General features: G+C 49.6%; 14 protein-coding genes. 3 read left to right on the top strand and 11 right to left on the bottom strand.

Going from position 1 to position 13,650, the window contains the following annotated elements; genetic code table 11:
* Window positions 1–52: 52 nt before the first annotated feature.
* Window positions 53–295: a transcriptional regulator gene (locus tag CK797_RS01840; RefSeq protein ID WP_104688114.1), complete on the bottom strand. Its 243-nt coding sequence runs from the start codon at window positions 293–295 to the stop codon at window positions 53–55.
* A gap of 462 nt (window positions 296–757) precedes the next feature.
* Here CK797_RS01840 and CK797_RS01845 point away from each other — a divergent pair, with 462 nt between their 5' ends.
* From CK797_RS01845 to CK797_RS01855, 3 genes are all read left to right on the top strand, one after another.
* Complete coding sequence (locus tag CK797_RS01845) at window positions 758–1,942, top strand: aminotransferase class I/II-fold pyridoxal phosphate-dependent enzyme (RefSeq protein ID WP_104688115.1); 1,185 nt, start codon at window positions 758–760, stop codon at window positions 1,940–1,942.
* Between the two features lie 2 nt (window positions 1,943–1,944).
* Window positions 1,945–2,940 carry a D-2-hydroxyacid dehydrogenase gene (locus CK797_RS01850; protein WP_104688116.1) on the top strand — a complete coding sequence of 332 codons (996 nt, stop codon included), beginning with the start codon at window positions 1,945–1,947 and terminating at the stop codon, window positions 2,938–2,940.
* 66 nt (window positions 2,941–3,006) lie between these two features.
* Complete coding sequence (locus tag CK797_RS01855; RefSeq protein ID WP_104688117.1) at window positions 3,007–3,432, top strand: OsmC family protein; 426 nt, start codon at window positions 3,007–3,009, stop codon at window positions 3,430–3,432.
* A gap of 92 nt (window positions 3,433–3,524) precedes the next feature.
* On the opposite strand, the gene CK797_RS01860 is transcribed toward CK797_RS01855, so the two are convergent.
* The 10 genes from CK797_RS01860 to walK form a co-directional block, all read right to left on the bottom strand.
* The gene (locus CK797_RS01860) at window positions 3,525–4,697 is read right to left on the bottom strand and encodes an iron-containing alcohol dehydrogenase (protein ID WP_104688118.1); all 1,173 of its coding nucleotides are present in this window, start codon (window positions 4,695–4,697) and stop codon (window positions 3,525–3,527) included.
* 201 nt (window positions 4,698–4,898) lie between these two features.
* Window positions 4,899–5,435, bottom strand: a complete 537-nt coding sequence (locus CK797_RS01865; RefSeq protein WP_104688119.1) for an NADPH-dependent FMN reductase — start codon at window positions 5,433–5,435, stop codon at window positions 4,899–4,901.
* An 83-nt stretch (window positions 5,436–5,518) separates the two neighbouring features.
* Window positions 5,519–5,794, bottom strand: coding sequence for a hypothetical protein (locus CK797_RS09035; RefSeq protein ID WP_146085273.1), 276 nt, complete (start codon window positions 5,792–5,794; stop codon window positions 5,519–5,521).
* A 120-nt stretch (window positions 5,795–5,914) separates the two neighbouring features.
* Entirely contained in the window at window positions 5,915–6,394 is a 480-nt protein-coding gene (rlmH, locus tag CK797_RS01870; protein WP_104688120.1) for a 23S rRNA (pseudouridine(1915)-N(3))-methyltransferase RlmH, read from the bottom strand.
* Between the two features lie 467 nt (window positions 6,395–6,861).
* On the bottom strand, window positions 6,862–7,359 hold the full coding sequence (locus CK797_RS01875) for a phosphatidylglycerophosphatase A (RefSeq protein WP_104688121.1): 498 nt from the start codon (window positions 7,357–7,359) through the stop codon (window positions 6,862–6,864).
* 87 nt (window positions 7,360–7,446) lie between these two features.
* Window positions 7,447–8,733, bottom strand: coding sequence for a S1C family serine protease (locus CK797_RS01880; protein ID WP_104688122.1), 1,287 nt, complete (start codon window positions 8,731–8,733; stop codon window positions 7,447–7,449).
* Between the two features lie 82 nt (window positions 8,734–8,815).
* On the bottom strand, window positions 8,816–9,622 hold the full coding sequence (locus tag CK797_RS01885) for an MBL fold metallo-hydrolase (RefSeq protein WP_104688123.1): 807 nt from the start codon (window positions 9,620–9,622) through the stop codon (window positions 8,816–8,818).
* A 15-nt stretch (window positions 9,623–9,637) separates the two neighbouring features.
* On the bottom strand, window positions 9,638–10,477 hold the full coding sequence (locus CK797_RS01890; RefSeq protein WP_104688124.1) for a two-component system regulatory protein YycI: 840 nt from the start codon (window positions 10,475–10,477) through the stop codon (window positions 9,638–9,640).
* A gap of 14 nt (window positions 10,478–10,491) precedes the next feature.
* Window positions 10,492–11,790, bottom strand: coding sequence for a YycH family regulatory protein (locus CK797_RS01895; protein WP_104688125.1), 1,299 nt, complete (start codon window positions 11,788–11,790; stop codon window positions 10,492–10,494).
* Window positions 11,768–13,639, bottom strand: coding sequence for a cell wall metabolism sensor histidine kinase WalK (gene walK, locus CK797_RS01900; protein WP_104688126.1), 1,872 nt, complete (start codon window positions 13,637–13,639; stop codon window positions 11,768–11,770). The genes CK797_RS01895 and walK overlap by 23 nt, the downstream gene beginning before the upstream one ends.
* Between the last annotated feature and the right edge of the window lie 11 nt (window positions 13,640–13,650).

Below are 13,650 nucleotides of genomic sequence, written 5' to 3' on the forward strand. Positions count from 1 at the left end.
TTTTGATTTTTCAAAACTTGTAGTCATTATTAAAAGGTTCAACGCCCTTTGGCTACATCGACTCGCCACGGTCATGCTCCAGATAGTGCGTCTCAAGTTCGCGAAGGACCTGCCACATTGCCTTGTGCTGAGCACGTGCCAGTGCATCAAGGTCACGCAAATTCAGCGATGTGGAACTTGACTGTGGTTTGTTAAATGATTTATGTAAAGTCGTGTAGCCATAGCCGGAGCGCTTCGACACCTGGTAGATGGTTAAATTGTTAACCTCCAGATAGTGTTTTATATCGATCCGCATCGCTATTCACTTCCTTCACGATTATCATTATACCACATTTGTGATGTAACACAAGCGTGATATACGAAAAATGTGAATTAATTTTTTCTTATTTTCCACACTGATGAGTTGCTTCATAAAACCACATCAATCACTGTCAGCCACCTGGCCTCCCCACTATTTTAATCTTTTTTTAATTTAACTATTGACTTTGATTAAAAAGAGATTAAAATAAGCTCTAATCAGTTAATCAAAGGAGGCGCCAATGATGAATAACGCCATGCCCCAACTGAAGCAAGCGTATGACTTCTGGTTTAGCGACAGCTTGTCCGCTAGCCAGCAGTGATTTTATCATTGTGCTTTCCGGATAAGCCCCAAGTATCCGGAAACCTTCTTTTATATACTCATTCCAATCTGATGAAGGGTCCGGATACTGAAGCATTTCAGTATTAGGACCCTTTTTCATTTAAGGAGGATGATTTTATGCCAGCTGTTAAACCCTCAATTATGAATAATCTCAACCAGAATTTCGCCCGCCTCAAGCCGGTTGGTATTCGTGAATTCGACTACCAAGCGAGTGCAATCCCCGGCATCATTAAATTGACATTGGGAGAACCTGACTTCAACGTTCCTGATGCCATGAAGGAAGCCGCTATCACCAGTATCAAGGACAACGACTCCCACTACGCCCCCGGTAACGGAACGGTCGCCCTTCGTAAGGCAATTGCCCATTTTATGACAGACCGCTACGGATTGAATTACGATCCAGACAATGAGATCACCGTTACCATTGGTGCCACTGAAGGGATCTATGCATCTCTGGCTACCATCACTAATCCAGGTGACGAGGTTCTGATTGCCACACCAACTTTCCCCTTGTACGGAACTGTCACCACCTTGCTCGGTAGCAACCCGGTTGAGATTAACACTAGTGACGATAACTTTGTCTTGACTCCGGCCCGGCTCAAGCAAGCCCTTGCTGATCACCCACACGCCAAAGCATTGGTCCTGAATTACCCTTCTAACCCAACTGGTGTCACCTACACCCAAGAACAGGTCAAGGCCCTGGCCGATGCAGTCAAGAACACTGACTTGACCGTCATTGCGGACGAGATTTACTCTGAACTAGTCTACAATGGCAAGCACACTTCGATCGCCGAGTTCATCCCCGGCCAGACACTGGTTTTGAACGGGGCTTCTAAGTCCCACGCTATGACTGGTTACCGGATCGGCTTCATCGCTGGTCCCAAGGAATTGATGGGACCAGTCAGCGCCACCCACGCCATGATGGTCACTGCAGCCGCTGACCCGGCGATGGCTGCCGCTACGGCCGCGTTTGCGACGGATGCCGGAAAGAATGCTACCCAGCAGATGAAGGCCGCTTACCAGGAGCGACGGGACTTCCTCGTTGCCGCCCTGCGCAAGCTCGGCTTTACAATCACGATGCCAAATGGAGCCTTTTACGTCTTCGCCAAGTTACCGGCCAAGTTCGGTGACGACGACATCAAATTTGCTACCAAGCTGGCTCAAGATGGCAAGGTTGCCGTCATCCCCGGCTCCTACTTTGGTGCCGGTGGACAGGGCCACCTGCGGATCAGTTACGCTACCAGTCTCGATACCATCAAGGCCGCCGTGGAACGCATCAAGCATTTTGTAGAGGAGGGTTAAGTATGACCAAAATTTTAATGACCAGTGTCCGGGATGACGAGCAACCCGCCATTCGAGAGTTTGCCAAGAAACATAACGTTGATATCATCACCAGCCCCAAACTGATCGATGATGCTGTCGACTTGACAGCCGATGTAGACGGTCTTGTAATCCAGCAGCGCAGTAAGGTTGCCCCTGACGTCTACGCCAAACTGAAGGCCAACGGAATCAAACAGATTGCGACTCGGACGGCTGGTTTCGACATGGTGGACCTTAAGGCAGCCAAGGAAAACGGCCTAGTTGTCACCAACGTCCCGGCCTACTCCCCTCGCAGCGTCGCCGAGCACGCCCTAATGCAGATCTTTCGTCTCTTGCGCAAGTCCTACCGATTTGACCACCAGGTTGCCAATAACGACTACCGCTGGTTTAGTGATGAGCAGGCCCTCGAAATTCACACCGCCACTATCGGAATTATCGGCGTTGGCCGGATTGGCGGAACCCTCGCCAAGCTGCTCAGTGCCTTGGGCGCTACCGTCCTCGGTTTTGATATCCACCCCCGTAACGAGATGAAAGATATCGTGGAATACACCAGCAAGGAGAATCTCCTCAAACGCGCCGACGTAATCAGTCTCCACGTTGATCTCAACCCGACCTCGGAAGGGCTACTGACGGCTAAGGATTTTGCTCTGATGAAGCCCACCGCTGGCCTGGTTAATGCCAGCCGAGGACCAGTGGTCAACACCGCTGATCTGATTGCGGCCTTAAAGAACGGAACAATCGCTGCGGCCGCTCTCGACACGGTAGAGGGTGAGGGGCATGTCTTTCAAACTGACCGCAGTGAGAAGGGGTTGACGGATGAGCCTCAGATCCAGGAGCTCCACGACCTGGATAACGTCATCCTGACTCCCCACATCGCTTTTTTCACCAACCTGGCAGTCAAAAACATGGTCGACTTTTCCCTAGAAGATGTCCTGCTAATCCTGGATGGTAAAGAGTCCCCGCACACCATTTCAGCCTAGGCATTTAAATTGACGCCCTCATCGTCCTCAAGTACACTAAAGAAAAAAGCAAGGGAGCGTTTTGCTATGAGCACTTATAAGGTTAAAGCAACCAAGACGACAACGGGGATGCAGGTTGCCGCAGGGACCCGCGGCTTTGAGATTACCTTCGACGAGCCCGGTAGTACCAACACGGGGATGAACCCGGTAGAGATCCTGCTCGCCTCATTTGGGGCCTGTCAAGCGATCACCGCCACGGAACTGGCTCGTAAACGCGGCTTCGACCTCCGCGCCTTCTGGGTTGAGGTCGAGGGTGATTTAAATCGCGAAGACGTCGCTACTGGTGACAATCGCTACAAGTTTACCGAGATCCGCTACCAGCCTCACGTTCGTAGCGACGAATCCGATGAAGACATCAAGAAGTTCTTGGCTGATGTCGCCCGCAAGTGTCCGGTAGAAAACACCTTGGCGTTTGGCACCAAGTTTGTTCCGGACGGTTTTGTTAAGGAATAGTACTCAACAGTATTCAAAAACACCCGCAGATGATGAGAATTTCACCTGCGGGTGTTTTTTCGTGCCTAATTAAATTGTGCCCACACCATTAATTAGTAAATACCATCGTAAGCCTTTTGGTAAAGATCGATAATCTCTTGCTTGGTACCCTTACGAGGGTTAGAAAAGGCGTTCCCGTCCTTGAGAGCATTTTCAGCCATCAATGGGAAGTCTTCCGGCTTAGCACCGATTTCCTTGATGGAAGCCGGAATACCAACAGCCTTACACATCTCACGCATTCCGTCAATGGACTTTTGAGCGGCTTGCATGGTCGTCAGGCCAGTGGTGTCATAGCCCATGATTTGTGCCAGTTCAGCGAACCGGTCTGGGCAGGCGATCAGGTTATACTCTTCAACCGTAGTCAGCAGCAATGCACAGCAAACGCCATGTGGAGCATCGTATTGACCGCCAAGTTGGTGAGCCATGGCGTGAACGTAACCCAGGTTGGCGTTGTTAAAGGCCATCCCCGCCAGCATTTCGGCTTCAACCATCTTAGTCCGAGCTTCAACGTTTTGACCATTAGCAACAACTTCTGGCAGTGCTTCTTGGATCAGTTGAATAGCTTCCTTGCATTGACTATCCGTAATTGGATTATGGTCAACGGAAACGTATGGTTCAATAGCCTGAACAAAGGCATCGCAACCAGTAGCAGCGGTAACTGATTGTGGTACACCAAGCATCAGCATTGGATCGTTGAAGGATACCAATGGGATGTTACGCCAGGAAACAACGACAAACTTCAGGTGGTCTTCTTCGTTGGTGATAACCGCGTGACGGGTCAATTCAGAACCAGTACCGGCAGTCGTATTAACGGCCATCAGAGGCGGCAATGGATTGTCCAGAGTTTCAATCCCGGCCAGCTTGGTGATGTCATCACCGTTTGTCAGAATAATACCGATTCCCTTACCACAGTCATGAGATGAACCCCCACCAACAGTGATGATAGAGTCACAGTGCTCTTCTTCGTACATCTTCTTACCAGCCTTGATGTTACGAATCTTTGGGTTAGGCTCAACCCCATTGAAGATGGCGTAGTCTACTCCAGCCTTTTTCAGTGAATCGATTGTTTGAACAACAGGACCATTTTCAATCTTTTCCAAGCTCTCTTGGGTAACAATCAGTGGCTTGTGCATATTCAGCATTTTCGCACGGTCACCGATCTTGGCAATAACACCAGGGCCAAAGAAGTTAACGCTTGGCATTAAGAAATCAAATTGTCTATTCATAATAATAGCCTCCTCATGGCATTTGAATACGTTTCCATAATTGCATAAATCAACGACATTTTCAAGAAAAAGCGACCATTTCTGTGTAATAATGAACAAATTGCCGCAAATGTTTCATATTTTCCGTAATCTAGCGTTTTCCCGTATTCGACCAATAAAAAAACGACCATCAAATTTTGGTGGTCGTTTGAATCTACACAATCAACTCAGGCGACGTTCGAACTCTTGCCGAAGCAGGTCAGCCTCCCAGTCGTGGGTGTGAAGAAGACGGTCGGCCGTAGCAATGGAGTCACCTGGCATCAGACTAATCTGCAGGTTAACCGTCATCTGGATCATCTTCAGTCCAGCAACGACCAGCCGCATTGCCACCTGGGCCTGGGTACCACCATGGCCACCAAATGTTACCAGGCTGACCGGCTTCCCCTGCCATTCCCTGGCTAGGTAATCAAGGGCGTTCTTCAAGACGGCCGGGTAACCCCAATTGTACTGAGGAAAGACGAGGACAAAACCGTCATACTGGCTGACCAGGTTGCTCCAAGCCCGTGTCTTGGCATGGTTGTACAGACCGGTGAAGGGAATCTTTGGTTCATCCATCATTGGCAGGTCCACCCGTTTCAGGTCAATTACATCAAATTCTACCCGATTACTCTGCTGCAACTGGACCTTCAACCACGCGGCAACTTGGCTGCTCCGCCGATTAGGTCGGACACTCCCAACAATAATTGCGACTTTCTTCATTTCAGATGACCTCCTCAAGTTTTTGGCTAACTTTATTTTAAGCGGTCCAACAAAAAGAGGCCAGCAATCTGCTGACCTGAATATTAGATGATCTTGGTAATTGTTGGCCGGCGGGATATGGCAGCCATAAAAGGCCGCGGTTGCCACCAGTGGCGAAGCAGACGGGCCCGGAACTGAGACCTGCGCTCACATGACACCAGCCGGTCCTCTGCCGCCGGAGATGCAACAGTGGCGGTGACCATCATTGAATCCGGCGTAGTTAATTTATACTCTGCCGCATGAGCCCGATGACTAGCAACTAGGACACCGGCCACTACTAGGCAGAATAATAACAGACGTTTCAAGCTGTCTATATTCACTGAAGTAAATACCAACTCCCTCGTTAAATACTTTATCCTTATTCTACCATGTTGGACTGCCGGCTAAGGGGACCTAGCAAGACTATTAACCAGATTTTACATTCCCTTACCCTTCCTTAATTATTTATGGTAGGGCAGGCCGTTGATGATCGTGAAGGCCCGGTAGATTTGTTCGGATAAAACTAGCCTCATCAGCTGGTGGGGCAGGGTGAAGCGACCAAAGGAGATCTGAGTATCGGCCCGTTTCAAAACCGCTGGACTCAGTCCTAGAGAACCACCAATGACAAAAGTAATGTCACTGTGCCCATAGGTCGTCAACTGGCTGATCTCCTTGGCAAACTCCTCCGAGCTGCGTTCCTTTCCTTTAATCGCCAGAGCATAAACATACTCACGATCCTTGATTTTTGCCAGAATTCGTTCCCCCTCCTTAGCCATTACCTCATCCATCTCAGCCTGACTAAGAGATTCCGGCGCCTTCTCATCTGGCACCTCGACAATCTGAAACTTGCAGAACCGGCCCAACCGCTTAGCATACTCAGCAATTCCGGCCTTAAAGTACTTCTCCTTCAGTTTTCCAACACCAATGATTTTAATATTCACAACTATCCACCGCTTTCCACAAATTATCCACACACTTTTCCACAGGTGCATAAGTCGATTTTCGTATCTCCCGAATGTTCGGCTAGTTTTTAACCAATAAAGCCCTTTCTCTTTGAAAAGTTATCCACAGTTTTCCACAAAAACAATCGTTCGATCCTAGGTGTTCTTGTTACTAGTGCCACAATGGATTAGCCGATTATTTTTCTACAAGCATCCACTTATCAACACCGTCAGCCATCACCTGTGGATAACTTTTCAACCGCTATGAATGCCGTCATCACAGTAATTAAGATTTTCTAAAGCCCAAGAGCCAACTTTTCCACGAACTTATCCACAGCTCATTTCAATCTCATTTAGTTATAAAATTCCGAGTCATAATGCCACGGAACGTGCTAATCAGACAACTAAGTGTGGCTTGATAAACTTTTATGCCAATCGTTTGCCAAATTGTTCGGTTCTTTCCCCGTTCAGGCGTATTTATGGGCGATCTTTCCGCATGCTGCGGCAATAATCGCCGCCAGCAAGTCATCAATGAAAGTATTGACGTGCCGACCATCTTGATCAAACTTGGCCATGATTCCTTTCTTCACTCGGTCAAAGTAACCAAAGTTGGTTGTCCCAATTGTCCCGTAGATGTTGGCAATCTGGAGGGCCAGGGTTTCGTCCACCCCGAAAACTCCGACGTCATTCTTGATAATGCTAGAGAGTGGTTCATCCACCGCACCAGCCTCAGTCAGCCGATCGAGTTCCAACATTACCATGGCATTGTTCAAAAGCTCCCGCTTATGCATGGCATCGGTCAAATATTCCCGGCAGCGTTCCATCGTCAAGGCTGGTGCAAAGTCCTTCTGAGTCTGGTAGATCACATCAACAAGGTCCTCCAGCTCAACTCCACGCTCCTGGAGACGGTTGACCACAAAGTTGTAGGCTCGGGTGTCCGGGTACTTGAAGTTACGATTATTCATTCTTAAATCCCCCTATTTTTGGTTATTATCCAAATTTTAGCACAAAAAAGGATTGCGACCGTCTGAGATCACAATCCTTTTATCTTCCTATTGACCATCATTCTGCTGGCTAGTCTGACTGTTATCGTCGCTGGCTGCCTTGGTCAGGTGAACGGTACTGGTTTGCTGCTTACCGTTCCGGTAGTAGGTCACCTTGGCACTATCACCGACCTTGTACTTGTAGAGAGCAGCCTTCAAGGTATTGGCATTTGTTACCTTAGTATCCCCTAACTGGGTGATCACATCGTACTGCTTCAGACCAGCGTTAGCAGCGGCAGAGCCATCAGCAACCTGCATGATCACTACCCCTTTGTTAACACTGCTTGGCAGCTTGAGAACAGACTGCTGCTGGTCGGTCGTAATATTACTCAGGTCAACCATACCGATTCCCAGAGCGGGACGCTCAATCTTCCCGTTCTTGATCAGTTGGTTAATGATCGACACAACCTCATTACTTGGGATTGCAAAGCCCATCCCTTCAATTGAGGATCCTTCATTATCAGATGACAGCTTCATCGAGTTGATCCCGATTACCTGACCGGCCATGTTAATCAACGGTCCACCGGAATTCCCGGAGTTAATGGCCGCATCGGTCTGGATAACCGAAGTCAGTGTGCCATCGGTCCCAGCCTTCAGTGTCCGGTTCTTGGCAGAAACAATCCCCTTGGTTACCGTATTGGCATACTCGCTACCCATCGGTGAACCGATGGCCAGAACATCCTGCCCAGCAGCAATCGAATTAGAATTGCCAAACTGAGCCACAGTAGTAACGTTAGCAGCATTGATTTTCAAAACAGCCAAGTCGGTAGCAGCATCAGTTCCGACTAGGTCGGCATCAACCTTTTTGCCATTACTCATGATCACCTGCAGGGCGTTGGAACCCTTGACCACGTGATTGTTGGTGACAATGTAGGCAACCTTGCCATCCTTCTTGTAGATCACTCCAGACCCCTCACTGGCAGTCTGAAGCTTACTATTCTTATCAGAGTTTGATGAGTTGTTCTCCCCATTGGAATAGAGACCAAAGATCCCCAGAGAACCACCCTGCTGGACCTCCTGTTTATTAATGACGCTGACCACCGCCCCCTGGACGGATTCGTAGGCCTTAGTAGCTGTCCCATTTAGGTCGGCTTTATTCTTATTGACCTTGGTCCCACCTGATTTATTAGAACTGTCAGGAACCCGGGTACTGGCAACCTCATCATGGTGTTGAACAGCATTGCCAACACTAACGGCAGCGCCTCCCCCAATCAATCCAGCAACCAAACCGATCCCGGCAACCTTCAGCCAGAAGCGGTTGGGCCGCCTTGGCGACCGCTGGTTATCATTATTCATTACTATCCCTCCGTATCTTTTTCTTCACCATACCGATTAATTGTGAAGAATCAATGAAGTAATCCTTAATTTTCGTGACACTTTATAACGTTATTAGTTGACTCGGGGTTGACGGTTCAGCATCTGCCAGCTTAAAGTCATGATCGACCCCGAAGTCATGCTGTTCCATCATACTGGCAACGGTCAGGTGAGCCAGGGAGCGCATATTGTTGTGCTGACTGCGATGACCGAGGAAGATCTCCTTGGTCCGGGGACCAATAACGTCCATCAGAGCATCGGCCCCCTCCTCATTGGAGAGGTGCCCTGTATCCCCGAGGATTCGTTGCTTGAGTGGCCAGGAATAAGGACCCATCCGCAGCATTTCCGTATCATGATTGCACTCCATCAAGTAGGCGTCGGCGTTTCTAATCGTCCCAGCTACCCGGTCTGAAACATAACCGGTATCGGTTAGGATACAAAAGGTCTTATTATCGTGGTGGACCTGATAGAACTGTGGCTCGGCTGCATCGTGGGACACCGCGAAGCTCTCAATCTCCATGTCGCCCAGGTCGGCCACGCGATTGGGCGCCAGAATGTGCTTCTGTTCAAGAGGAATCTTACCGACCCGCTTAGCCATTGCCTGCCAGGTCCCCGCGTTAGCGTAAACGTCCATCCCGTAACGCCGGGCCAAAACGCCGACCCCATGGCTATGGTCGCTGTGCTCGTGGGTCACAAAGATCGCCTCTACCTCCTTTAATGAGCGGTCAATCTTGGTCATCAAATTCTCAATCCGTTTACCACTCAAACCAGCGTCAATCAGGATCCGGTGGTGGGCAGTCTCCAGGTAGGTCACGTTACCCGTGCTCCCGCTGGCCAGAATACTGTATCGAAAAAAGTCTCTTTCACTCACTTCAGAATCCGCTCCTTATTTTCCTAATGAACTTGTGTTAACGCTACCGGGTGTACTCCGCATAATCGTACTGTTGAAGGCATTGACCCGCAGCTGCTGAACCGTATCGTCATTCTTAGTCCGCACCTCAATAATCCAGGTTGGTACGTAGACCGCCTGGTTGTGGCTGCTGGTATTGAGAAGCTTAGTGTAGGCTAGTTCTGCCCAACGAACCTGGGAGTTGTTCGGGATCAGATTATGCTTATACAACCAGGTGACCGCATGCTGCTGACTGATCGTATTAGCCTTAGGTCGCAGGATTTTTGCCCCCTCCAGATAGGTTTGGGTGTAGCCGAGCACCTCATGATCATTATTGACCCGGAATCGGATCTGGCCGTCTGGAGACTTCAGTGTCCGACCGGCCAGCCGCTGGGTATAGACCACCGTGTGTTGGTCAGATAGCTGGGCGTCATACTGGTAGTGACTGCCCAAGGCGATCGAGTGGTCATCGCGGACCAAACGATCCAACCGCTTTTCCGGGTGCTTCGGGTTGACCTTGACTCCAGTCTCAAGGTCGCTGGCGAGCTCGTCAGAACTGAAGTGGTAGTTCTGGTCACGCAGCCTGTTAGCCTGCTGATTCAGCTCTCCATTCTCTCCAGACCGGGTCCCGGCGATGTAGTAGCCACTCTGGGCGTGCCTGGATAGGGGAATACAGGTGATCTCATCAGCCCGCATCTCCTTTAAGATAACCTCCTGACGGTTGGGAGCGCTGCTCGAGATCGTAAAGCGGTTTTGCAAAAAGAGGCTCCCGGCAACAACCAGGTCGAAGAGAAGAAAGGCAAATAGGAAGATCCACTGGATTCGTTTGAAATTCATCTTTATTCCCCTCCTTACTTCAACAGCTCCGTGTAATCAACCCAGTGGTGATGATACTTCACGAAGTAGGTTGGGACCATCTTGACTACCTTGTCGGACGACTGGTCACCCTTCCAAAGATAGCCAACTCGCAGATCGGTAATATCTTTAAAGTGGTTACTGGTATGCAAATCATTTAAGACGCTGGTAGTCGATGGCAGCTTGACGGTTTGCTTGCCACTAAGCGGGAGTGGTACCTGAACCGTGTAGAGACTCATCCAGTAGCGATCAATCCCGCTCTGACTCGCCTGAAGTTTAGCACCACCATAGCCGTTCGTGTTAATAATCGGAAAGCCCTCAACATAAGTCCGATAGATGAAGGTCCGGTTGTGATCCTTACTCTGGTCGAAGCGAATATTATCCAGTGGCATTCCCGTCTTCACCAGGACATTGTAGAAATGAGCATAGAGTTGGTCAGTCGCCACTACGTTGGAATGGCCAATGTCATTCTCATAGTCAATTGTGCCGGTAGCGTGATCATAAACCAGGCGTCGGTTAGTACCGTCCGTGTAGACCGTTTTATCACCATCTTCATGAGAGGTAACACTAGTGTGACGGTTGGTACTCAGCAAGTTGGTGCTGAGGTTATTGATCCGCTGATCACTGACCCGATATGCTAATTTTGGCAGGTTAAAAGAGTGTGGGTATACCATCATGGCATGCCCTTTGATGATCTTATGGTCAACCGGAATCGGCTGGACGTTCCGACCAGCCTTAGGCAGCTTAGTGATGTCACCTCTATTGACCCGAACGCGGTAGACCGCGTAGTGATAATCGCGTAATAGATAAATTTCGTGGGGTCCGTCGAGCGGGATCACAATGTGGTTAATCCCCTTGACTCGATTAGTGTCAATCGACTGGTTAAAGGTCTCGTTGAACACCTCGCTCGTGACGTTATCCGGGTAACTCAGCATCAAGGAGTGGCGATTACGCAAGTAGCTTAGGTAGACGTCGCTATTATTGGTCTTAACCTCGCTGGTCCGCCCTAGCTTCCAGTCGCGCAGGTTTTGCCGTACATCATTAACCAAGTCCGCCCGCTGGCTATAGAGCAGATTCTGTTGACCACCCTTGCTAGTCCGCACAATGGTCGTTGGCAGGTAGAGGTCACCCATCGACTGGGTCGTGAACTGACGCGATGAACTGGTGCTATTCTCCCGGCGGGGCCGCTCGTACTGGAAAGGGTTAGTCCAGATGATCCCTGATAGGAGAAAACTGAACAGAACCACCAGGGTCAGGGCAATCGTCAGCCAATTACTTTTCAGCTTCTTGATCATCCCAGTCATCCTCCTCTTCATATGGTACGTATGGCAATGAGATGTAGAAGGTTGATCCGTGCCCCTCTACACTGTCGACCCAGATCTGACCACCCAACATATTGACGACCTCTTTGGAAATGGCTAAGCCCAGGCCAGTTCCCCCTTGCTTCCGGCTCCGGGCCTTATCAACCCGGAAGAAACGGTCAAATATTCGACCAAGGTCCTTACGAGGAATTCCTAATCCCTGGTCAGAAATACTCATGATAACGTGGTTATGAGTCTCCAACAGACGAACCGTGATAATCCCTCCATCTGGCGAGTACTTGATCGCGTTGTTCACGATATTGTCGATTACCTGGGTGAACTTATCGGTGTCAATCTCCACCCAGAGGTCCTTCTTAGTAAAGTGGCGCTCAATTTTATACTTCTTTTTACTAGTGTCAGCTTCCTCATTCTTAATGATCATGTCAAATCGGTTCAGGATATAGTTAAGCAGTTCCTTGATATTGACGTATTCTAGATTAAGCTTGGTCGTCCCAGCATCCATCCGCGATAGGCTCAATAGGTCGTTGATCATCCGAATCATCCGGTCGGTTTCTCCCTGGATAACGTTCAGGAACTTCGGTGCAACCTCCTTATCCTGCCAAGCCCCGTCGCTTAAGGCCTCAACATAGCTGTGGACACTGGTCAGCGGTGTTCGCAGTTCATGGGAGACGTTGGAGACAAACTGCTTGCGCTCCCGCTCCTCCTTCTGCTGACTCGTCACGTCATGAAGGACGCAGACAAGACCACTGACGAAGCCGGATTCACGCTGGATCGGCGAGAAGTAGGCATTTAGGATCAGATTATTGCCATCGTTAGACATATCGATGATCATCTCCCGCTGGTCAGCATTGACAAGCTGGCGAACTGTGTAGTCATGGCGGATGTCGAGGACATCAATGATTGACTTACCAATCAGATCGTCCTCGTGGTCTACCCCCAGCAACTGAAGGGCCATGTTGTTGACGATTGTCACATTACCCCGCCGGTCAGTCGCCAGCACCCCGTCGGACATATGGGAGAGAACACTGTCCAAACGCCGCCGTTCCGAATCTGTTGACGCCTGGGCCTCCTCCACCCGGACGGACAGGTTATTGACCGCTCCAGCCAGCTGGCCGAGCTCGTCGTTGCCCATGACCCGGACCTGGCCCGAGAAGTCTCCTCGGGCAATCCGCAATGTCTGTTTGCGCATCTCCTCGATTGGCCGGGTTATTTCCTGGGAAATAAGGACCGCCAGGAACAGACCGATCCCAATCGTGATTAGGGCCGCTGAGAAGTAAATTAGGGTAATGCTATTAATATTGGCATAAACCGACTCTAGGCTGGCTCGCAGGTAGACCGCCCCGATGACATTATTGTTGCTATTGTCCACCAGAGGAATTACGTTGACATAGTAGCGGTTATGGTTCCCGTTATCGTAGACATTTTCCGAGTGCGACCGGTTGTTCAGCAAAGTCGCCTTCACTACTTGGTCAGTGGTCTTCTGGCCAACGGTACTCCGGTTATCAGAATCGCTGGTGCCCCGGATAACCCCCTTGTTGTCGATCACCCGAATTTCCGAGATATTATTATTGTTGACTTCGGACAGGATCTGACGAATCTGTTGATTAGCTTGTTTGGTGTTGGATCGGGCCAACTGCTCACTCAAGGAGTTATCGACATAGGACGGCAATTCAATCGACTGTTTAAAGGTATTAAGGTTTTGATGCTCCAATTGACGCACAAAAACCGCCCCGACACATTCTAGCGTTAGCATCAGCATCAGCGCAAATACGAGGGCGATTTTAAACCGAATCGACTGGTAAAATTTTAACTTGCTGTTCACAACTGTTCATC

Source organism: Limosilactobacillus pontis (assembly GCF_002940945.1).
In the GTDB taxonomy this organism is placed as follows: Bacteria; Bacillota; Bacilli; order Lactobacillales; family Lactobacillaceae; genus Limosilactobacillus; species Limosilactobacillus pontis_A.

Bases quoted from the DNA above. Each gene is read 5' to 3' on its own strand.
- CK797_RS01840 (WP_104688114.1), bottom strand. From the start codon at position 295: ATGCGGATCGATATAAAACACTATCTGGAGGTTAACAATTTAACCATC.
- CK797_RS01845 (WP_104688115.1), top strand. From the start codon at position 758: ATGCCAGCTGTTAAACCCTCAATTATGAATAATCTCAACCAGAATTTC.
- CK797_RS01850 (WP_104688116.1), top strand. From the start codon at position 1,945: ATGACCAAAATTTTAATGACCAGTGTCCGGGATGACGAGCAACCCGCC.
- CK797_RS01855 (WP_104688117.1), top strand. From the start codon at position 3,007: ATGAGCACTTATAAGGTTAAAGCAACCAAGACGACAACGGGGATGCAG.
- CK797_RS01860 (WP_104688118.1), bottom strand. From the start codon at position 4,697: ATGAATAGACAATTTGATTTCTTAATGCCAAGCGTTAACTTCTTTGGC.
- CK797_RS01865 (WP_104688119.1), bottom strand. From the start codon at position 5,435: ATGAAGAAAGTCGCAATTATTGTTGGGAGTGTCCGACCTAATCGGCGG.
- CK797_RS01875 (WP_104688121.1), bottom strand. From the start codon at position 7,359: ATGAATAATCGTAACTTCAAGTACCCGGACACCCGAGCCTACAACTTT.
- CK797_RS01880 (WP_104688122.1), bottom strand. From the start codon at position 8,733: ATGAATAATGATAACCAGCGGTCGCCAAGGCGGCCCAACCGCTTCTGG.
- CK797_RS01890 (WP_104688124.1), bottom strand. From the start codon at position 10,477: ATGAATTTCAAACGAATCCAGTGGATCTTCCTATTTGCCTTTCTTCTC.
- CK797_RS01895 (WP_104688125.1), bottom strand. From the start codon at position 11,790: ATGATCAAGAAGCTGAAAAGTAATTGGCTGACGATTGCCCTGACCCTG.